The 19,515-nt window shown below is 65.6% G+C and carries 14 protein-coding genes; 6 read left to right on the top strand and 8 right to left on the bottom strand.

Translation table 11 applies throughout. From position 1 onward, the window contains the following. Window positions 1-4: 4 nt before the first annotated feature. Genes dctP through G481_RS0120860 form a run of 3 tightly spaced genes read right to left on the bottom strand, consistent with a single transcriptional unit; the run spans window position 5 to window position 2,947 of the window. The gene (gene dctP / locus G481_RS0120870) at window positions 5-1,102 is read right to left on the bottom strand and encodes a TRAP transporter substrate-binding protein DctP (RefSeq protein ID WP_028031729.1); all 1,098 of its coding nucleotides are present in this window, start codon (window positions 1,100-1,102) and stop codon (window positions 5-7) included. Between the two features lie 23 nt (window positions 1,103-1,125). Then, window positions 1,126-2,451, bottom strand: coding sequence for a TRAP transporter large permease (locus G481_RS0120865; protein WP_028031728.1), 1,326 nt, complete (start codon window positions 2,449-2,451; stop codon window positions 1,126-1,128). After that, a complete protein-coding gene (locus G481_RS0120860) occupies window positions 2,441-2,947 on the bottom strand; it encodes a TRAP transporter small permease subunit (protein ID WP_084451153.1) in 507 nt (168 codons plus the stop codon). The genes G481_RS0120865 and G481_RS0120860 overlap by 11 nt, the downstream gene beginning before the upstream one ends. Window positions 2,948-3,123: 176 nt before the next feature. Between G481_RS0120860 and G481_RS0120855 the strand changes: the two genes are divergently transcribed. The 6 genes from G481_RS0120855 (at window position 3,124) to G481_RS0120830 (ending at window position 14,237) form a co-directional block, all read left to right on the top strand. Beyond that, the gene (locus G481_RS0120855) at window positions 3,124-4,806 is read left to right on the top strand and encodes an AMP-binding protein (RefSeq protein ID WP_028031726.1); all 1,683 of its coding nucleotides are present in this window, start codon (window positions 3,124-3,126) and stop codon (window positions 4,804-4,806) included. Continuing rightward, window positions 4,803-5,573 (top strand): crotonase/enoyl-CoA hydratase family protein, encoded by a 771-nt coding sequence (locus G481_RS0120850; protein ID WP_028031725.1) that lies wholly within the window; start codon window positions 4,803-4,805, stop codon window positions 5,571-5,573. Before G481_RS0120855 ends, G481_RS0120850 begins: the two co-directional genes overlap by 4 nt. A 130-nt stretch (window positions 5,574-5,703) precedes the next feature. Next, window positions 5,704-6,702 (top strand): efflux RND transporter periplasmic adaptor subunit, encoded by a 999-nt coding sequence (locus tag G481_RS0120845; RefSeq protein WP_028031724.1) that lies wholly within the window; start codon window positions 5,704-5,706, stop codon window positions 6,700-6,702. Then, window positions 6,695-9,880 (top strand): efflux RND transporter permease subunit, encoded by a 3,186-nt coding sequence (locus G481_RS0120840; protein ID WP_028031723.1) that lies wholly within the window; start codon window positions 6,695-6,697, stop codon window positions 9,878-9,880. The genes G481_RS0120845 and G481_RS0120840 overlap by 8 nt, the downstream gene beginning before the upstream one ends. Before the next feature lie 169 nt (window positions 9,881-10,049). Next, window positions 10,050-11,150 carry an efflux RND transporter periplasmic adaptor subunit gene (locus G481_RS0120835; RefSeq protein WP_028031722.1) on the top strand — a complete coding sequence of 367 codons (1,101 nt, stop codon included), beginning with the start codon at window positions 10,050-10,052 and terminating at the stop codon, window positions 11,148-11,150. Between the two features lie 9 nt (window positions 11,151-11,159). Next, window positions 11,160-14,237 (top strand): efflux RND transporter permease subunit, encoded by a 3,078-nt coding sequence (locus tag G481_RS0120830; protein ID WP_028031721.1) that lies wholly within the window; start codon window positions 11,160-11,162, stop codon window positions 14,235-14,237. A gap of 312 nt (window positions 14,238-14,549) precedes the next feature. Here G481_RS0120830 and G481_RS0120825 read toward each other — a convergent pair whose 3' ends face one another. The 5 genes from G481_RS0120825 to G481_RS0120805 are packed head-to-tail and all read right to left on the bottom strand — an operon-like array spanning window position 14,550 to window position 19,509. Beyond that, on the bottom strand, window positions 14,550-15,146 hold the full coding sequence (locus G481_RS0120825) for an NAD(P)H-dependent oxidoreductase (RefSeq protein WP_028031720.1): 597 nt from the start codon (window positions 15,144-15,146) through the stop codon (window positions 14,550-14,552). A gap of 1 nt (window position 15,147) precedes the next feature. After that, window positions 15,148-16,548 carry an FAD-binding oxidoreductase gene (locus G481_RS0120820; RefSeq protein ID WP_051294682.1) on the bottom strand — a complete coding sequence of 467 codons (1,401 nt, stop codon included), beginning with the start codon at window positions 16,546-16,548 and terminating at the stop codon, window positions 15,148-15,150. 13 nt (window positions 16,549-16,561) lie between these two features. Continuing rightward, window positions 16,562-17,845 (bottom strand): cytosine deaminase, encoded by a 1,284-nt coding sequence (locus G481_RS0120815; protein WP_028031718.1) that lies wholly within the window; start codon window positions 17,843-17,845, stop codon window positions 16,562-16,564. Continuing rightward, a complete protein-coding gene (locus G481_RS0120810) occupies window positions 17,846-18,697 on the bottom strand; it encodes an ABC transporter permease (RefSeq protein WP_028031717.1) in 852 nt (283 codons plus the stop codon). It lies immediately after the preceding gene. Then, on the bottom strand, window positions 18,694-19,509 hold the full coding sequence (locus G481_RS0120805; protein WP_035026884.1) for an ABC transporter ATP-binding protein: 816 nt from the start codon (window positions 19,507-19,509) through the stop codon (window positions 18,694-18,696). Before G481_RS0120805 ends, G481_RS0120810 begins: the two co-directional genes overlap by 4 nt. Window positions 19,510-19,515 lie beyond the last annotated feature (6 nt).

Raw genomic sequence — 19,515 nt, 5'->3', positions numbered from 1 at the left:
TGGCTTACTTTGCCGCGCATTCCTTCAGCTTGTCGACGCTCGGCCCGTTGGGCGTGCGGCCCAGGTTGAACGGGGCCGAGGCATCACGCCAGTTGGCGTAATCGTGCAGATAGCTGACCTGGCTGAGATAGACCTTGGCCGACAGCGGGTTTTCGCAGGCGACGGTCTCGATCACCGAGTTGGCCATCTCCTGGATCTTGGCCAGCGTCGGGTCATCCATGCGGGTGATCTCGATGCCGGCGTCCTTGAACTGCTGATAGGCCTCGTTCGAGCGGCGCTCGGTGAAGGAGAGCGACCACAGCATCGTGGCATCGGCAGCGATCTTCAGCTTTTCCTGGGTCTCGGGCGACAGCGCGTCCCAGGCGGCCTTGTTGATCATCACGCCAAAGACCGAGGACGACTGGTGCCAGCCGGGCGTGGCCCAGTTGGTGGTCACCTGCTGGAAGCCGCCCGACCAGTCGACGTTCGGGGTCGAGAATTCGGCCCCGTCGATCACGCCGCGTTCCAGCGCCTGATAAATCTCGCCGCCGGCCATGGACACCTGGCTGCCGCCCAGCTGGGTCAGCAGACGGCCCTGTTCCAGACCCGACAGACGCAGGCGCATGCCCTGAAGGTCATCGGTGGTGCGGATCGGTTTCTTGGTGCGGAAGCCCGATTCGTTGTTGGTCACGCCATAGGGCAGGTAGACCATGCCGAACTGGCCATAGACCTCGTTGTAGATGTCGGCGCCGCCCCACTGCTGGATCCAGTTCACATAGTCGACGGCGTTGAACAGGCTGGCATGGGTGGCCAGCGGCGAAAAGGCGGTGTTGCGGCCCGCCCAATAGCCCGGCCAGTCGGCGCCGGCCTGCACCGTGCCCGATTCCACCGCGCCGAACACTTCGCCCGCCGGGACCAGCGTGCCACCATCGAACAGCTCGATCGACAGATCGTCGCCGGTCAGCTTGTTGGCCAGCTCGACGAACTTGCGGTCGATCTCGATCAGCTCCAGCGAGGCGGGCCAGACGGTGGTCATCGTCCAGTTCTCGGCCATGGCCGGGGTGGTCGCGGCGGAAACCGCAAGCGCGCCAATCGCGGCAAGGGTCGTGGTCTTGATGGTCATCGTGGATACTCCTCCCAAATGTCTCATTTCGTCTTGTAAAGCGTCTCTGGCAGCCAGGTGACCAGATCGGGGAACACCGCCATCAGGATCGCCATCAGCACGATCAGCGCGATGAACGGCAGAACCCCGATGATGATGTCGGATATCTTCACATCCGGCGGTGCAATGGCGCGCATGTAGAACAGCGCATAGCCAAAGGGGGGTGTCAGGAAGCTGGTTTGCAGCACGACCGCCATCAGCACGACGAACCACAGCTGGTCGACGCCCATTTCCTTCACCACCGGCAGGAAGATCGGGAACGACAGCAGCACGATGCCGGTCCAGTCCAGGAACATGCCCAGGATGAACACGATCAGCATCATCACCGTGATCAGCATCCAGGGTTCCATGTCCAGCGCGCGCATCAGGTTCTGCGTGGCGCGCAGCCCGCCCGTGATGTTGAACACGCCGGTAAAGGCGGTGGCGCCGACCACGATGAACAGGATCATCGCCGAGGTGCGCGCGGTTTCATAAAGCGCGCTGCGGAAGGTCGGCCAGTCGAACCGGCCGCGGAAGATCACGATCAGCAGCGACAGCAGCACACCCACGGCCGAGGCTTCGGTCGCGGTGGCGATCCCGGCCAGCATGGTGCCCAGGATGCCAAAGATCAGCACCAGCGGCGGCAGCGCTTCCAGCACCAGCATCTTGGCCAGCTCGCCCCCGGGGATACGTTCCTCGGATTTGACCGCCGGGGCAAGGTCGGGGCGGAACAGCGCCACACCCGCGACATAAAGGCCATAGAGCAGCCCCAGCAGCACGCCCGGCACCATGGCGCCGGCAAACAATTCGCCCACCGACAGGCCCGAGTTCGAGGACATCAGGATCAGCATGATCGACGGCGGGATCAGGATCCCCAGACACCCCGAGGCGGCAATCAGCCCGGTGCTCAGGCGTTTCGAATAGCCGTATTGCAGCATGGGCTTCAGCGCCATCACGCCCATCACGGTGATCGAGGCGCCGATGATGCCGGTGGTTGCCGCCAGCAGGATCGAGATGACGACGACCGCAAGGCCAAGGCCGCCGGTGACGCGGGCCAAAAGCAGGCGCAGGGCCTCGAACATGCGGTCGGTGACGCCACTGTCCGACAGGAACCTTGCCATCAGCACGAACAGCGGAATCGCGATCAGGACATAGTTGTCCAGCACGTCGCCGAAGATGCGGTTGATGACGATGCCCAGCACCTGGGTCTTGCCCGCGATGAGCGCGCCAAGGATCGCCGTACCGCCCAGCACGAAGGCCAGAGGGTGGCCCATGAACAGGCCGACCACCAGCAGGCCCGCCATGATCAGGGCAATCATTTCACCCGACATCGCGGCTCTCCCCGGTCTTGTTCAGCAGCAGCTTGATGAATTCGGAAATGCCTTGCAGCAGCAACAGGACAGCCGCCACCGCCATGGCAATCTTGACCGGATAGACCGGCATCTGGATCGCGCCATAGGTGGTTTCGCCCTGGTTCCACGAGCGCAGCGCAAACAGGTAGCTTTGCTGCACGAACACCCAGGCAAAGGGAAAGAAGAAGATCGGATAGCCCAGAATCTCGATGATCCGGCGCGGCATCGGTGCCAGCGCCGAGGTCACCAGATCGACCCGCACATGCGACTGATGGCGCAGCGCATAGCCGCCCAGCAGGATGAAGTAAAAGCCGAACAGGCTTTTGGTCAGATCGAATGCCCAAAGGGTCGGGGCGTTGAACACATAGCGCAGGACCACGTCATAGATGATCAGCCCTGCGAACAGCACGGCCACCCATGAGACGATCTTGCCGACAACCTCGTTGAGGCCGTCGATCAGACGGATCAGCAGCATGACACCTCCAGTCGGGGCGGCACTCCTCTGCCACCCACCAACATGACGGACTATTCATGTTTGTGCCGGGAGTGTCAACGCCATGGGCCGCAATCACGGGCTGTGACCGTTTCCCGGCTGGTCACCGCCCGCCAATCGCGGCAATCTCCGCGCCGCAGGCTTTCACGGGGGGACAGATGCTGACGCCAGGACAAGACTTTCGCGAGGTGGCCGAAGGGTTTCGCTGGTCCGTGCCGCGGCTCTACAACATCGGCACCGATGTCTGTGACCGCTGGGCCGCCGCCGATCCGGGGCGCGTCGCGCTGATCGAGGTGGCCGACAACGGCTATGGCGCCGAACAGCGCACGACCTTTGGCCAGTTGAAGGATCTGTCCGACCGTTTTGCCAATGTGCTGGCGGGGCTGGGGCTGGCGCGGACCGTGGAGGGCGCTGCGGGGGACCGGGTGGCGATCTTGCTGTCGCAACGGCTGGAAACGGCGGTCGCGCATATCGCGGCCTTCAAGGGCGGGCATGTGTCCTTGCCGCTGTTCACCCTGTTCGGGCCCGAGGCGCTGCTGCACCGGCTGCGCGACAGCGGCGCGCGGGTGCTGGTGACGGATCGGGCCAGCCTGCCGCTGATCGCCGGGATTCGGGGCGAACTGCCAGCGCTGGAGCATGTCTTTCTGGTCGATGGTCTGGCGGATGTGCCGCCGATGCCGGGCCTGCATGACTTTCACGCCGAACTTGCTGCTGCCTCGCCCGACTTTACGCCCGTGGTGACGCGGGCCGAGGATCCGGCGGTGATCATCTATACCTCGGGCACCACGGGCAATCCCAAGGGCGCGCTGCATGCCCACCGCGTGCTGCTGGGCCATCTGCCGGGGGTCGAGATCAGCCACGATTTCCTGCCCGCGCCGGGCGATCTGTTCTGGACCCCGGCCGACTGGGCCTGGATCGGCGGGTTGTTCGACGTGCTGCTGCCCGCGCTGCACCATGGCATCCCGGTGGTGGCCTGCCGGTTTTCCAAGTTCTCGGCCACGGCTGCGCATGACCTGATCCAGCGGTTCGGGGTGCGCAACGCGTTCTTGCCGCCCACCGCGATGAAGCTGATGAAGGCCGACCCCGCCAGCCGCGACTGGGCACTGAAGATGCGATCCGTCGCCAGCGGGGGCGAGACGCTGGGCACCGAACTGCTGGACTGGGGCCGCAAGGCGCTGGGCGTGACGATCAACGAATTCTACGGCCAGACCGAATGCAACATGATCGTCAGCAGCTGCGGCGCGCTGGAACCCCCGGTGCCCGGCATCATGGGCCGCCCGGTTCCCGGTCACCGGGTCGCGGTGATCGGACCTGCGGGCGAGGTGCTGCCCGACGATCAGGAAGGCGCCATTGCCGTGCTGGCCCCCGATCCGGTGATGTTCCTGGGCTATTGGAACAACCCCAAGGCCACCGAGGAAAAATTCGTCACCGGCCCCGACGGGCGCTGGCTGGTCACGGGCGATCGGGGCGTGCGGCGCCCCGACGGGCGGCTGCGGTTCGTCGGGCGGGATGACGATGTGATTTCCTCGGGCGGCTATCGCATTGGCCCGGCCGAGATCGAGGATTGCCTGCTGGGTCATCCGGCCGTGCAGATGGCGGGCGTGGTCGGTCAGCCCGACCCCGTGCGGGGCGAGATCGTCGCCGCCTTCATCACGCTGGCCGCCGGGCACGCGCCTTCGGATGATCTGCGCGCCAGCATTGCCGACCATGTGCGCAAGCGGCTCGCGGCCTATGAATTCCCGCGCGCGATCTATTTCATCGACGACATGCCGGTCACGACCACCGGCAAGATCATCCGCGCGCGCCTGCGCGAGACGTTTTCCAAGGGAGGAACCGCATGACCGAAACCGTTCTGTTCGAGACCGTCGGCAATATCGCCGTCATCACGCTCAACCGCCCCGACCGGCGCAATGCCGTGAACGCCGATCTGGCCGATGCGCTGACGGCAGCCATCGACCGGCTGGAAAGCGACCCTGCGCTGGATGTCGGCGTGCTGGCCGGCAACGGCAAGGTGTTCTGCGCCGGCATGGATCTGGCCGCCTTTGCCGACGGGCAGCAAGATGCCATCCTGAACCGCAAGGGCGGCTTTGGTGGGCTGACCGAACGGGCGCGCACCAAGCCGCTGATCGCGGCCGTTCATGGCGCCGCGCTGGCGGGCGGGTTCGAGCTGGCCATCGCCTGCGACCTGATCGTGGCCGAGGAAGGCGCCCGTTTCGGCGTGCCCGAGGTGATCCGTGGCCTGATCGCCGGGGCAGGGGGCGCGCTGCGGCTGGCCGAGCTGGTGCCGCAGGCCCGTGCGCGGGAAATCCTGCTGACGGGCCGGCTGTTCGACACCGCCGAGGCCTGGGATCTGGGCCTGCTCAGCCGCCGCTGCGCCGAGGGCGGCGCGCGCGAGGCCGCGATGCAGCTGGCACGCGAGATTGCCGCCAACGCCCCGCTGGCCGTGCGCGGCACGCTTGCCACCTCGAAACTGCTGCGGGATATTCCGGCCGATGCGGTCTGGCAGGAAAATAGCCGGTTGCTCCAGGTGTGCCTGGACAGCCAAGATGCACTTGAAGGTGCGCGGGCGTTTCTGGAACGCCGCGCCCCGGTGTGGACGGGCAAGTAACACCAGCCTTGCGTGGCCGGGGCGGGCGATCTGCCCCGGCGCTTCGATCCGTCCGTGACGAGTTGCATATTGGCCTTTCAATCACATTCAAGAATCCATATATGAAGTGCCAACTCACGGAGGATTCGTCATGCCCCGCCTTATTGCCCCCCTGCTGTGCGTGCTCGCGCTGACCGGCGCCGCCACGGCGCAAACCGTCACCCTTTCCCCTGTCGACGTCACCGAATGGAAAGCTGTCTATGGCCGCGTCGAGGCCAAGGACCGCCTGCCCGCCCGCGCCCGGATCGGTGGCACGCTGACCGAACTGCTGGTCACCGAAGGCGATGTCGTCACCATGGGCCAGCCGCTGGCCCGGGTCGTCGATGAAAAGCTGGGCTTCCAGCTGTCGGCCTTGCGAGCGCAGCGCGATTCGGCGGCGGCCCAGCTGGCCAATGCCCAGGCCGAACTGCGCCGGGGCGAAGAGCTGCTGAAACAGGGCGTGACCACCGCCCAGCGACTGGACGCGCTGCGCACGCAGGTCGATGTGCTGGCCGGCCAGATCACCGCGCTGGAAGCTCAGGCCGAAGTCATCGTGCAAAGCCAGACCGAGGGGCAGGTTCTGGCCCCGGCTGCTGGCCGCGTGCTGACGGTGCCGGTGGCCGCAGGTGCGGTCATCATGCCGGGTGAGACGGTCGCCACCGTGTCGGGCGGCGGGATCTTCTTGCGCCTTGCGCTGCCGGAACGCCATGCCGCACGGCTGAACGAGGGCGATCCGATCCGCATCGAAGGCACCGATGGCCCGGCCGAAGGGCGGCTGGTCCGCCTGTATCCGCTGATCGAAAATGGCCGCGTCATTGCCGATGTCGAGGTGCCTGGCCTGTCCGACAGGTTCGAGGATGCCCGCATCCTTGTGCGTCTGCCGGTGGCGGAACGTCAGGCGCTGATGGTGCCTGCCAGCGCGATTGTCACCCGCGGCGGGCTGGATTTCGTGGCCGTGCAAGGGGATCGGGGCGCCGTGCTGCGCGCCATCGTTCCGGGCCTGCGCGAGACCGAGGCCGAGGGCGGCCGGATCGAGGTGCTTTCGGGCCTGAAGGCGGGCGATGCGATCCTGTCGGATGCCTCGCAGCTCAAAGGGGCGGGCCATGAGTGACGCACGCCATTCCGGTCTGGGCCTTGCCGGCCGGCTGACCAAGGCATTCATCGCCTCGTCCCTGACGCCGCTGTTCATTCTGGCGGCGCTGGCGGCGGGCCTTGTGGCGCTGGGGGCGCTGCCGCGCGAGGAAGAGCCGCAGATCTCGGTTCCCATGGTGGACATCCATGTCCAGGCGCAGGGGCTGAAGGCCGAAGACGCCGTCAAGCTGGTGACAGAGCCGCTGGAGGTGCTGGTCAAGGGCATCAACGGCGTCGAACATGTCTATTCCAACACCCGCGACGATGGCGTTCTGGTCATGGCGCGGTTCGAGGTGGGCACCAAGCCCGAAGACGCCATCTTGCGCGTGCATGACAAGCTGCGCGCCAATCTGGACCGTATCCCGGTCGGCATTCCCGAACCGCTGGTCGTGGGGCGCGGCATCGACGATGTGGCGATCCTGTCGGTCACCTTTTCGGCCGCGCCGGGGCAGGATCTGGCCGGCAACGATCTGACCCGCATCGCCCGTGCCGTGCAGGCCGAGGTCGCCAAGACCGAAAACGTCGGCCTGACCTATCTGGTCGGCGACACGACCGAGGCGATCCGCATCGCCCCTGATCCGGACCGGCTGGCGCTGTATGGCATCACGCTGCAACAGCTGGTCGGCAAGGTGCAGCAGGCCAACCGCACCTTCAACGCTGGCAAGCTGCGCCATCAGGGCGCGGCCGTCGATCTGGTGGCGGGCGAGACGCTGACCGCCCCGGCCGAAATCGCCAACCTGCTGCTGACCGCCCGCGACGGGCGCCCGGTCTATGTGGCCGATGTGGCCGACATCAGCTTTGTCGGCGATACGGGCGAGCGTATCGTCTCGCATCTGGTCAAGGACGCGGACGGCACCATTCACCGCAGCCCGGCGGTTACGCTGGCGGTGGCCAAGCGGGCGGGGGCCAATGCCGTTGTGGTGGCCGAAGCCGCGCTGCACCGGATCGAGTCGCTGGAAGGCCAGATGATCCCGGACAGCGTGCGGGTGACCATCACCCGCGACTATGGCGAGACGGCCAACGAAAAGGCCAACGAGCTGCTGTTCCACCTGGGCCTTGCAACGGTATCCATCATCGCGCTGGTGCTGCTGGCGATCGGCTGGCGTGAAAGCATCGTGGTGGCCATCGTCATTCCGGTGACGATCCTGCTGACGCTGTTTGCCGCCTGGGTCATGGGCTACACGCTGAACCGGGTGTCGCTGTTCGCGCTGATCTTTTCCATCGGGATCCTGGTCGACGATGCCATCGTGGTGATCGAAAACATCGCCCGCCACTGGGCCATGCGCGACGGGCGCGGCCGCGCCGAGGCGGCAGTGGACGCGGTGGCCGAGGTGGGCAACCCCACCATCGTCGCCACGCTGACCGTGGTGGCGGCGCTGCTGCCCATGCTGTTTGTTTCGGGGCTGATGGGCCCCTACATGTCGCCCATTCCGGCCAATGCCAGCGCGGCGATGATCTTTTCGTTCTTCGTCGCTGTCATCATCACGCCCTGGCTGATGGTGAAGGTGGCGGGCAAGGCCCCGTTGGGCGGGCATGGCGATGCGCATGGCCATTCCAACGGCATCATGGAACGCGCCTATCAGGCCATCGCGCGGCCCGTCCTGCGCAGCAAGGCGCGCAGCTGGCTGTTCATCGCGGTGACGGTCGTGCTGTCCTTTGGCTCGCTGGGGGCGCTGTATACCAAGGATGTGACGGTCAAGCTGCTGCCCTTTGACAACAAGTCCGAACTGGCGGTGATGATCGACCTGCCCGAAGGCGCGGCGACCGAAACCACCGACCGCGTGGCGCAGGACGTGGCCGCCATCGTGCTGGATCTGCTCGAGGTGACCTCGGTCCAGACCCATGCCGCGACCTCGGCGCCGTTCAACTTCAACGGTCTGGTCCGCCACACCTATCTGCGCGAGGAACCGCAGCTGGGCGAAGTGGCCATCAACCTGACCCCCAAGGGCGAGCGGGACCGCACCAGCCACGCCATCGCGCTGGACATTCGCCAGCGGATTCAGGCGGTGAAGGTGCCCGAAGGATCCAGCCTCAAGGTGGTGGAACCCCCGCCGGGTCCGCCGGTCATTGCCACGCTGCTGGCGGAAATCTATGGCCCCGATCCCGAAAGCCGCCGTGCGGCCGCCGCGCAGGTCGAGGCCGCATTCCGCTCGGTGCCCTATATCGTCGATGTGGACAACAGCTATGGCACCCAGGCGCCGCGCATCCGCGCGCGGATTTCCAGCGATGATCTGGAATTCTACGGGGTGCAGGAATCGGATGTGTTCGACACCATCGCCCTGCTGAACGCGGGCCAGACGGTCGGCTATTCGCATCGCGGCGACGGGCGCTATCCGATCCCGCTGATGATCCAGCGGCCCAAGGGCGAGCGGGTGCTGGACGAGCGGATGCTGACAACGCCGATCCCGGCCAACACCCTGCCCGGTGCGCGCGGTGTGGTCGAGCTGGGCGATGTGGTCACGCTGTCCGAAGAACGGGCCTCGTATCCGATCTTCCGCCACAATGGCCGCGCGGCCGAGATGGTGCAGGCCGAACTTGCCGGGGCCTTCGAAGCGCCGCTTTACGGAATGCTGGCGGTGGGCGAGGCGCTGAACGGCGTCGATGGCGCACCCCAGATTGCCCTGCATGGCCAGCCCGATGATGAAAGCAAGCTGACCCTGCTGTGGGATGGCGAATGGGAAGTGACCTGGGTCACCTTCCGCGACATGGGGGCCGCCTTTGCCGTGGCGCTGCTGGGGATCTACATTCTGGTCGTCGCACAGTTCGGCTCGTTCCGGCTGCCGCTGGTGGTGCTGACGCCGGTTCCGCTGACCTTCCTGGGCATCATGGTCGGGCACTGGCTGTTCGGCGCGCCGTTCTCGGCCACATCGATGATCGGGTTCATCGCGCTGGCAGGGATCATCGTGCGCAACTCGATCCTGCTGGTCGATTTCATCCGGGGCGAGGGCGATGTGACGGTCGAAAGCCTGATCCGCGCGGGCACCATCCGGTTCAAGCCGATCTTCCTGACGGCGGTGGCGGCGATGATCGGGGCGGTGGTGATCCTGGCGGATCCGATCTTTCAGGGGCTGGCGATTTCGCTGCTGTTCGGGCTGCTCAGCTCGACGCTGCTGACGGTGCTGGTCATTCCGGCGATCTACCGGGTGTTCCGCACCTGAGCCTTGCCGGGCAGGCGATCCGATACCCCGGCGCTTCTGGCGCCGGGGTCTTTGACGTTTGGTCACTCTGGGGTAAAGTCGAGTCTCGCAGTTGACTAAGCCGACCTGTCGGCCCAGTTAACGCAGGTCTGCGTGACCCTTTGCCATCAACGACTTGCAGGAGTGCCCCATGTTCAAACGGCTGTTCATCGCCATTATTTTGCTGGGGCTGGTCGTCGGGGGGATCGTCTGGTTCAAGTTCTTCCGCGAGCAGATGATCGCGCAATTCCTGTCGGGCATGACGCCTGCGCCGGTCCCCGTGACCACCGAGCTGGTCGAGCCGCTGACCTGGACGCCGGGGATCGACGCGGTCGGCACTTCGCTTTCGGCGCGCGGTGTCGATCTGGCGATCGAATCCGGCGGCCTGGTGCGCGAGGTCAAGTTCAAGGCCAACGACAAGGTCACCGAAGGTCAGGTCCTGCTGCAGATCGACGACGACAGCGAGCGCGCCTCGCTGGTGGCCGCTCAGGCCGCACTGACCGTGGCCGAGGCCGAGGCGAACCGCGCGCGCACCTTGTCGGAACGCGGTGTCGGGGCGGCAAGCACGGTCGAAAGCGCGACGGCGCAGGTCGAAAGCGCCCGCGCCCAGATGGCGCAGGTGCAGACCGCGCTGGACGCCAAGAAACTGTCCGCCCCCTTTGCTGGCGTGATCGGGATTCCGCGGGTCGAGATCGGCCAGTATGTGACCCCCGGCACGATCTATGCGACCTTGCAGGATCTGTCGCGGATGCGGGTGGATTTCTCGGTCCCGGAACAGCAGATCGGCAAGCTGGCGCTGGGCGGCAAGGTTTCTGTCGCCTCCGAGGTCGGCGGCTTCAGCGCCGAGGGCAGCATCATCGGTATCGAGCCGCGCGTCGATCCGAATTCGCGCCTTGTCTCGGTCCGGGCCGAGGTGGAAAACCCCAACGGCGCGCTGGTGCCGGGCCAGTTCCTGCGCGTGAGGATCATCCTGCCCGACGAGGCAGGCGTGATCGCGGTGGCACAGACGGCGGTCAGCTCGTCGCTGTATGGCGATTCGATCTATGTGATCCGCAACGGCGAACAGGCCGATGAGCTGAAGGTCGAACAGGTGTTCGTCACCCTTGGCCGCCGCTCGGGCACGCGGATCGAGGTGGTGAAGGGGCTGGAGGCCGGGGACCGCATCGTCACCTCGGGCCAGAACCGCCTGACCTCGGGCGCGCGGGTGCGGATCGACGATTCGGTTAAACTCGACGACAAGACCGGCAACTAGGGGCGCGCGATGCATTTCTCGGAAATCTTCATCCGCCGCCCCGTCCTGTCGACGGTCGTTGCCGCGCTGATCCTGTTCCTGGGGCTGGCTGCGGCGGTCAACCTGCCGGTCCGGCAATACCCGGAAGTCGAGGAGACGGTGATCACCGTCACCACGGTCTATCCCGGCGCGGCGCCCGAACTGATCCAGGGTTTCGTGACCTCGCCCATCGCGGCGGCGGTGGCGACGACCGAGAATGTCGATTACGTCTCCAGCCAGTCGCGGCCCTCGGCCTCGGTGGTGACCGTGCAGATGAAGCTGGGGGCAGACCCCGACATCGCGCTGACCGAGGTGATGTCCAAGGTCCAGCAGGTGCGCGGCAAGCTGCCTGCCGATGCCGAGGATCCGGTGATCGTCAAGGGCACCGGGATGACCTTTGCGCTGATGTATCTGGCGGTCCAGAACCCCAACATGACGCCCGAGCAGCTGACCGAATACCTGGAACGGGTGGTCAGCCCGCGCGTGACCAATATCGACGGCGTCGCCCAGATGGAAATCATGGGCGCGGCCGAATATGCGATGCGGATCTGGCTGGATCCGCTGCAACTGTCGGCGCGCGGGGTCACGGCCTCGGAGGTGCTGGCGGCGATCCGGTCATCGAACTTCCTGTCGGCGCCGGGCAAGACGGAAAACGACTATTTCGTCTACAACCTGACACTGGAATCCACCGTGCAATCGCCCGAGGCCTTTGGCGCCCTGCCGTTGGCGCAGGGAGCGAACGGGGTTGTCCGGCTCAAGGATGTTGCGCGGATCGAACTGGCCTCGGGCGCGCAGGATGCCATCGTGACCTTCGGTGGCAAGCCGGGGATCTTCATCGGCATCGTGCCCGCGCCGGGCGAAAACCAGCTGGACGTGGCGGCGAATGTGCTGAACGAGCTGCCCCGGCTGAACGAGACGCTGCCACAAGGCATGTCGATCACGCTGGTCTACGATTCCACCGAAACCATCGGCGCCTCGATCAACGAGGTGTTCAAGACCATCGCCGAGGCCGTGGCCATCGTGGTCGTCGTGATCCTGTTGTTCCTGGGCTCGTTCCGGTCGGTCATCATGCCCATCGTGACGATCCCGCTGTCGCTGGTCGGCGTCTGTGCGATCATGCTGGCGCTGGGCTATTCGATCAACCTGCTGACCCTGCTGGCCATGGTGCTGGCCATCGGGCTTGTGGTGGACGATGCCATCGTGGTGGTGGAAAACATTCACCGCCACATCGACGAAGGCCAGTCCCCCGCCCGCGCCGCCATCATCGGGATGAAGGAAATCACCGGCCCGGTGATCGCCATGACCATCACGTTGGCCGCCGTGCTGGCACCGCTGGCCTTTACCGGCGGACTGACCGGGTCGCTGTTCACCGAATTCGCGCTGACCCTGGCCGGGTCGGTGATCATTTCGGGCGTCGTCGCGCTGGTCATCACGCCCACAATGTCGGCGCGCCTGCTCAGCCATGGTGCGCCGGGGCGGTTCCAGCGCATCGTGGACCGCACGCTCAACGGCGTCGCGAACTGGTATGAGCGGCGCGTCTCCTCGTCGCTGGATTACCGGCCGGTGACATTGCTGATGGTGGTCTCGCTGCTTGGGGCGACCGGGTTCATGTTCGTGAACACCTCGTCCGAGCTGGCGCCCGAGGAGGACAGCGGCGGTCTGTTCGCCATCCTGAACGGGCCGCGCTATGCAACGCTGGACTATACCGACACTTTTACCCGCGAGATCGCCCGCCGCACCGCCGACATCCCCGAGGTGCAGACCTCGTTCTCGGTGGCCGGCATGGGCGGGGCGACCAACACCGGCTTTTACATCTGGCCGCTGAAGGACTGGTCGGAACGCGACCGCAGCCAAAAGGAAATCCAGACCGAGATTCAGAGCATTCTGGACGGCGCGCCTGGGCTGCAAGGCTATGTCTTTGCGCCGCCCTCGCTGCCTGGTGCCGGGGGCGGGCTGCCGATTTCCATGGTGATCCAGTCGATCCACGCCCCCGAACGCGTGGTCGAGATTGCCGACGAGATCAAGGCCAAGGCCATGGCCAGCGGCATGTTCATCGTGGTGCAGAACAGCCTGGCCTTTGATGCCCCGCAAGTGCGGGTGACCATCGACCGCGACCGCGCGGCGCAGCTGGGCGTGTCGGTCGCTGAAATCGGCAATACGCTGGGCCTGTTGGTCGGGGGGGCGGCCATCGCCCAGTTCGACCGCGATTCCAACAGCTATGACGTCATCACCCAGGTGCCGCAGGAATGGCGCGACAACCCGGAAAAGCTGTCCGAATTCTTCGTGCGCTCGCGCTCGGGGGAAATGGTGCCGCTGTTGTCGGTAGTGTCGCTCAATCCCGGCGTGGCGGCGGCGGCGATCGAACAGTTCAACCAGCTGAACTCGGCCACGCTGTCGGCGATGCCGATGCCCGGCCTGTCCACTGGCGTTGCGCTCGCAGAACTGGACCGGATCGCGGCCGAGGTGCTGCCCGACGGGTTCTTCATCGACTATTCCGGCCAGTCGCGGCTGGAAAAGTCCGAGGGCAACACCATCCTTCTGGCCTTTGGTGCGGCGCTGATCGTGATCTATCTGGTGCTCGCCGCGCAGTTCGAAAGCTTCCGCGATCCGTTCATCATCATGATGTCGGTGCCGCTGTCGATCTTCGGCGCGTTGCTGCCGCTTTATGTCGGGGCCAGCACGCTGAACATCTATACCCAGGTGGGGCTGATCACGCTGATCGGGCTGATCACCAAGCACGGCATCCTGATGGTGGAATTCGCCAACCAGCAGCGCGAGGATCACGCCATGTCGCGCCGGCAGGCCATCGTCGCCGCCGCCAAGACGCGGCTTCGGCCGATCCTGATGACCACGGCGGCCATGGCGCTGGCAGTGGTGCCGCTGATCATCGCCGAAGGCGCGGGGGCTGCGGCGCGTCAGGCGATGGGGCTCGTGATCTTTACCGGGCTGATCATCGGCACCTTCTTCACCCTGTTCGTCGTGCCGATGTTCTACACGCTGATCTCGCGCAGCGATGCCGAGTTCCTGATGCACAAGAAGGATGTCAAGGCCAAGTTCGGCACGGCCTGAACGATCCGGGGCAGGGGCGGGTCCGCCCCGCCATGCCCATGGGGCCGGCCGGGTTCGGCTGCCATGGGCGTCGTCTTCTCGGGCCGATGTTGCGAAAGAGGGGCTGTCTGCCCCTCTTGGCGCGTGCCGCGCCAATTCACCCCGAGGATATTTGGGTCAAGTCGAAAGGGTGAAGGGGGCGGGGGTTCTGGGGCGGACCACTCCCTGCGGCATCGGCCCTGGCCCCGCGCCTTGCCCCGCAGCTTTTGCCTTTTTCCAAATACCCATCCCGGGCCGGGGCCAGGCGCGCCGGCCGCCCGTTTCAGATCCGCGCTAGAACCGCTGCATGGATCGTTTCACCCGGTCGCTGAAGGCTGCCAGCTTTTCCGGCGACTGGTTGTTCATATCGTAAAGCGCCAGATACTCCGGCGCCTTGGGCGTGCGATAGGTGGCCCAGCCCCAGCGCGTCGCCACCTTGCGGGGCGGATCGCCCATCAGCATGGTGCGAAACCACGTCCCGCCATAGGTCGTCACATAGGCCGCCTTGCGGATATTGGTCAGCGCAGGTTCCAGCCTGCCCCGATCGCCGCCCTCGGACATCCTGAAACTGACGCCCGGAAGGAAGACCCGGTCGAAATAGCCCTTGAGGATCGCGGGAAAGCCATAGTTCCAGATCGGGAACACATAGACGATCCCCTCGGCCTGGCGCAGCCGGTCCACATAGGGGGCAACGGCCGGGGTCAGGTTGCCCGGAATCTCGTGGTAGTTCAGCCGTTCCTCGCGGCTCAGGACAGCATCGAACCCGTCGTCGTAAAGGTTCAGCGCATCAACCTCGTGCCCCGCAGCCGCCAGCGTTTCGGTAACGGTATGAAACAGCGCGCGGTTGAAACTGCTTTCAACCGGATGGGCATGGACGACATGAACGCGCATCTTACCGCCGCCCCACATTGTCGAGCCCGGCAAAGGTGTAGACATGCCCCGCGTCGAAATCGAAATCGGGATCGTCCCAGGCGATCATCTTGCCGGGGTTCAGGATACCCGACGGGTCGGCCTCTTTCTTGAAGGCCAGTTGCACCTGATCGGATTTCTTCATCCCGCCTTCTTCCAGCGTATAGCGGTGCGGGTTGAAGACCAGGCAGCCGTTTTCCTCATGCAGGCGCATGATCTCTTCCAGCCGTTCCTCGGTGGTAAAGCGCACCAGCGGCAGGCCGGAAAACACCACGGTGCCATCGAAGCGGCCCATTTCCAGATGCATCGGCATTTCATCGCCCAGCATCCGCCACATCTTTTCCAGATGCTCGAAGGTGGGATACTGCGTCTGAAGATAGGTGATCGTGGGGTCGATCTTGATCGCGCGCAGCGTGGTGTGGTTCCAGGCAAGTTCATAGACCGGGGGCAGGCCCTTGCGCTCTGCCTCGTCCAGCTTGTCATAGCGCAGGCGCAGATCGCCGCCATGGTGGGCGATCAGCACCTCGACCGAGGGCACGGCGACGGGCGCCACCATCAGCAGCACGACCGACTGCCCATCCTTGAGCCAGGGCTTGTGATGGGTGAAATACTGCGTCGGGACCGGGGCGGCGACTGGCGCCACCTCCTTGACCAGCAGACCATCTTGTTGCGCCACCACCTGGGCAAACCGGCAGGCATCAAGAAAATCGTCAAAGCCGACGATCATGTCCACCCAGTCATAGGCCGGGGCCAGCGGCATTTCCGCCTCGACGATGACGCCGTTGGTGCCATAGGCATGGGCGACTTTCAGGATGTCGGCGCCTTCCAGTTCCAGAACGCGCGGCGATGCCTCGCAGGTGATGACCTTGAGGCCAAGGATGTTGCCGATGTTCCTCAGGCCGCCCCAACGCACCGACCCCACCCCGCCCGATCCGCCCGCGATGAACCCGCCCAGCGAGGCGAGTTTGTTCGTGGACGGAAAGAACCGCAGCTCGGATCCCACCTCGGCGCGCAGATGGCGGTCCAGCCGTTCCAGCCGGATCCCGGCCTCGGCCCGCACGCGGTCGGATTGCAGGTGCAGCACGCGGTTCAGCGACATCAGATCCAGCAGCGCCCCGCCCGACAGCGGCATCGCCTGGCCATAATTGCCGGTGCCCGCCCCGCGCGGCGTCAGCGGCACCTTGTGGTGAAACGCGGCGGCCAGAACCTCGGCCACCTCGTCCTGGGTGCGGGGCGAGACGACAAGATCGGCCGTCACGTGATCCAGCTGGCGTTTCAGGATCGGGGAATACCAGTAATAATCGCGGCTGCGCAGTTGCACGGCCTTTGGGTCGTCGATCACCGGAATATCGCCCAGTGCGGCGCGAAAACCCTTGATGTCCATCGTCAGTGCCTTTTCATTCGGGGGCGCCCGCCCCCATCAGGTCGTCAAGTTCGGCGTAATCGGGGGGCGTGGTGTCGATCTGCTGCCCGGCGCGGATCACCACGCGGTCGGTCTGCGGGCGCGACATCAGTTCCGTCCAGCTGCGCGCGCGGGTCACGATCATGTCGGCCGGCCCGCCCACCCGCAGCGTGCCGGTATGGGCAAAGCCGCCATGGGCGGCCGGGGCCGAGGTGATGGCGCGCAGCCAGTCCCAGGCCATGTCCTGCGGGTGGTCCAGATGCAGGATGCGCACGGATTCGCGCAGCACCTCGATCCCGTCCAGATCGCCATAGGCATAGAACGGGTCGCGCGTGTTGTCCGAGGCAACGGCGACGGTCATGCCGGCGGCCTTCATTTCCTGCAGCAGCGTGGCGCCGCGGCGGATCGGGGTGCGGCCCGGCGCGCGGTCCTGCAGGTAGATGTTGCACATCGGCAGCGAGACGACGGCGATGCCCGCCCGCGCCGCCGTGTCGATGGTGCGGGCGACGGTTTCGCCATCCTGCACTGTCAGCACGCAGCAATGCCCGGCCATCACCCGGCCGGTGTAGCCGGTTTCCAGCACCGCCTCGGCCAGGTGCCGCAGGGCATGGGCGCCAGGATCGCCGGTTTCATCGGTGTGCAGATCCAGATCCAGCCCGTGATTGCCCGCCGTCTCGACCAGCGCCAGCATGGCCTGTTTCGACTGTTCGAACACCGCAAGCGATCCGCCCAGCAACCCGCCGGCCGCCTTGGCGCGGGCAGCGACGGCATTCAGCGCGGCCCGGTCCTGCATGACATCGGGGCCGAACAGGGCCACCGCCTGCAGCTCGATCCGCCCGGCCCAGCGGGCGCGCATCTCTTCGAACACGGCAAAGCTGATATCGTGCTGCGGCGGGTTGGAATCGAGATGGGTGCGGATCGCCGCCGTGCCATGCGCCCAGGCGCAGCGCAGCGAGAAATCCATCCGCCGCGCCACATCGTCGGCCACCCACCGTCCGGTTCGGTCGGACAGCACCGCCTGCAAGGCGCCTGTCCACGTCCCGTCGGGGTTTTCCTTGCGCGGCCAGATATGGCCCTTGTCCAGATGGGTGTGAATGTCGGTGAAGCAGGGCAGCACCAGCCGCCCGCCCAGATCGCCCGCACCGGTCGTGGCCGGGCCGATGGCCGTGATGATCCCGTCCGTGACCGAGATGTCATGGCGCGCAACGCTGCCATCGACCCGGCCAAGGGCCGACGCCGGGACCGAGACGTTGCGAAGGGTAAAGATGCCGTTGAACATTCAATTCTCCCGCTTCAAGGCGCTTTCGTGCCAGCGGTGCAGGATGAACCACGAAATGAACGAGGTCAGCCCGAACATCGCGACCCCGGTGGCCGAGAGCAGCACGAGACAGGCAAACAGGCGCGGTATGTTCAGCCGGAAGCCCGATTCCAGCAGCCGGAACGCCAGCCCCGACCCGGCCCCGGCGGTTCCTGCCGTGAACTCGGCCACCACCGCCGCAATCAGCGCCAGCCCGCCCCCGATGCGCAGCCCGGTCAGGAAATAGGGCATCGAGGCGGGCAGTTTCAGGTTGATCAGCGTCTCCCACCGCGAGGTGCCGTAAAGCTCGAACAAGTTCAGCAGGTTGTGATCGACCGATTTCAGCCCGGTGACCATGTTCGACAGGATCGGGAAAAAGGCGACCAGAAAGGCGCAGATCAGCAGCGTCGTGCTGGCCGAGGTGTAGATCAGCAGCAAGGGCGCGATCGCGATGATCGGCGTGACCTGCAAGATGACGACATAGGGGGTCAGCGCCAGTTCTATCCAGCGGCTTTGCACCAGGATGATGGCGATGGTCACGCCCCCGACAACCGCCAGGAACAGCGCGGTAAAGGTGATCCGCAGCGTGACCAGCAGGGCGGGGAACAGCGTCGGCCAGTCGGTATACAGCGACTTCGCCACATCCACCGGCGTTGGCAGGATATAGCGGGGGATTTCGTTCACCACGATGATGATGTGCCAGGCCAGCACCGCCAGCACCAGCATGGAAACGGGGATGGCGATGCGCAGCAGCTTTTCCATACCCGAGCTGCGCGCGCGCGGGATCACTGTGGCCTCGTCGGTGCCAAGGGCGCTTGCCGTCTGGTCGGTCATGCCTCGGCCCCCTTCTGGATCGCCTGTTGCAGCGCCTGGCTGACCTTGCGCGTATTGGCGGCATATTCGTCCGACAGGCGGTAATCGGCATCGCGCTTGGTCAGGACCTCCAGCGGCATGTCCAGAAAGACCTGACCGGGACGCGCCTTCATCACCACGATGCGGTTCGACAGATAGACGGATTCGAACACCGAATGCGTCACGAAGATCACCGTGATCCCGGTTTCACGCCACAGCCACAGCACGTCGTCGTTCAGCTTTTGCCGGGTGATCTCATCCAGCGCGGCAAAGGGTTCGTCCATCAAGAGCAGCTTGGGCTGCGTGGCCAGCGCGCGGGCGATGGAAACCCGCATCTTCATCCCGCCCGACAGCTCGCGCGGATAGGCAGTGGCGAAATCGGCCAGCCCGACCGAGTCCAGCACCTCCATCACCCGGGGGCGCGCATCGCGCTTGCTGACACCCTTGAGCTTGAGCGGCAGCCAGACATTGGCAAACACGGTGGCCCACGGCATCAGAGTCGGTTCTTGAAACACGAAGCCGATGTCATCTTCGGGCAGGCCGTTCGGCCGGATGCGCGAGGACGGCCAGTCGATGCTGCCGGTGGTGGTATCGCCCAGCCCCGCGACGATGCGCAGCGCGGTGGATTTGCCGCAGCCCGAAGGGCCCAGCAGCGACACGAACTCGCCGGCCCGCACCTCGAGCGTCATGTCCGACAGCGCCAGCGTGCCGTTGGAAAACACCTTGGTGACGTGCTGCATCCGCACCACAGGACGTGCCGCAAGATCGGCGGGGGAGGGGGCGTTCAGATCCATCGTTCC

This window comes from Gemmobacter nectariphilus DSM 15620 (assembly GCF_000429765.1).
GTDB classification, from domain to species: domain Bacteria; phylum Pseudomonadota; class Alphaproteobacteria; order Rhodobacterales; family Rhodobacteraceae; genus Wagnerdoeblera; species Wagnerdoeblera nectariphila.
This window is presented reverse-complemented; position numbering and strand designations above follow the sequence as displayed.

What these genes read in the sequence shown, in the direction of transcription:
- G481_RS0120835 (WP_028031722.1), top strand. Translation starts at nt 10,050, where the DNA reads ATGTTCAAACGGCTGTTCATCGCCATTATTTTGCTGGGGCTGGTCGTC.
- G481_RS0120845 (WP_028031724.1), top strand. Translation starts at nt 5,704, where the DNA reads ATGCCCCGCCTTATTGCCCCCCTGCTGTGCGTGCTCGCGCTGACCGGC.
- G481_RS0120805 (WP_035026884.1), bottom strand. Translation starts at nt 19,509, where the DNA reads ATGGATCTGAACGCCCCCTCCCCCGCCGATCTTGCGGCACGTCCTGTG.
- G481_RS0120850 (WP_028031725.1), top strand. Translation starts at nt 4,803, where the DNA reads ATGACCGAAACCGTTCTGTTCGAGACCGTCGGCAATATCGCCGTCATC.
- dctP (WP_028031729.1), bottom strand. Translation starts at nt 1,102, where the DNA reads ATGACCATCAAGACCACGACCCTTGCCGCGATTGGCGCGCTTGCGGTT.
- G481_RS0120815 (WP_028031718.1), bottom strand. Translation starts at nt 17,845, where the DNA reads ATGTTCAACGGCATCTTTACCCTTCGCAACGTCTCGGTCCCGGCGTCG.
- G481_RS0120865 (WP_028031728.1), bottom strand. Translation starts at nt 2,451, where the DNA reads ATGTCGGGTGAAATGATTGCCCTGATCATGGCGGGCCTGCTGGTGGTC.
- G481_RS0120810 (WP_028031717.1), bottom strand. Translation starts at nt 18,697, where the DNA reads ATGACCGACCAGACGGCAAGCGCCCTTGGCACCGACGAGGCCACAGTG.
- G481_RS0120830 (WP_028031721.1), top strand. Translation starts at nt 11,160, where the DNA reads ATGCATTTCTCGGAAATCTTCATCCGCCGCCCCGTCCTGTCGACGGTC.
- G481_RS0120825 (WP_028031720.1), bottom strand. Translation starts at nt 15,146, where the DNA reads ATGCGCGTTCATGTCGTCCATGCCCATCCGGTTGAAAGCAGTTTCAAC.
- G481_RS0120860 (WP_084451153.1), bottom strand. Translation starts at nt 2,947, where the DNA reads ATGCTGCTGATCCGTCTGATCGACGGCCTCAACGAGGTTGTCGGCAAG.
- G481_RS0120840 (WP_028031723.1), top strand. Translation starts at nt 6,695, where the DNA reads ATGAGTGACGCACGCCATTCCGGTCTGGGCCTTGCCGGCCGGCTGACC.
- G481_RS0120855 (WP_028031726.1), top strand. Translation starts at nt 3,124, where the DNA reads ATGCTGACGCCAGGACAAGACTTTCGCGAGGTGGCCGAAGGGTTTCGC.
- G481_RS0120820 (WP_051294682.1), bottom strand. Translation starts at nt 16,548, where the DNA reads ATGGACATCAAGGGTTTTCGCGCCGCACTGGGCGATATTCCGGTGATC.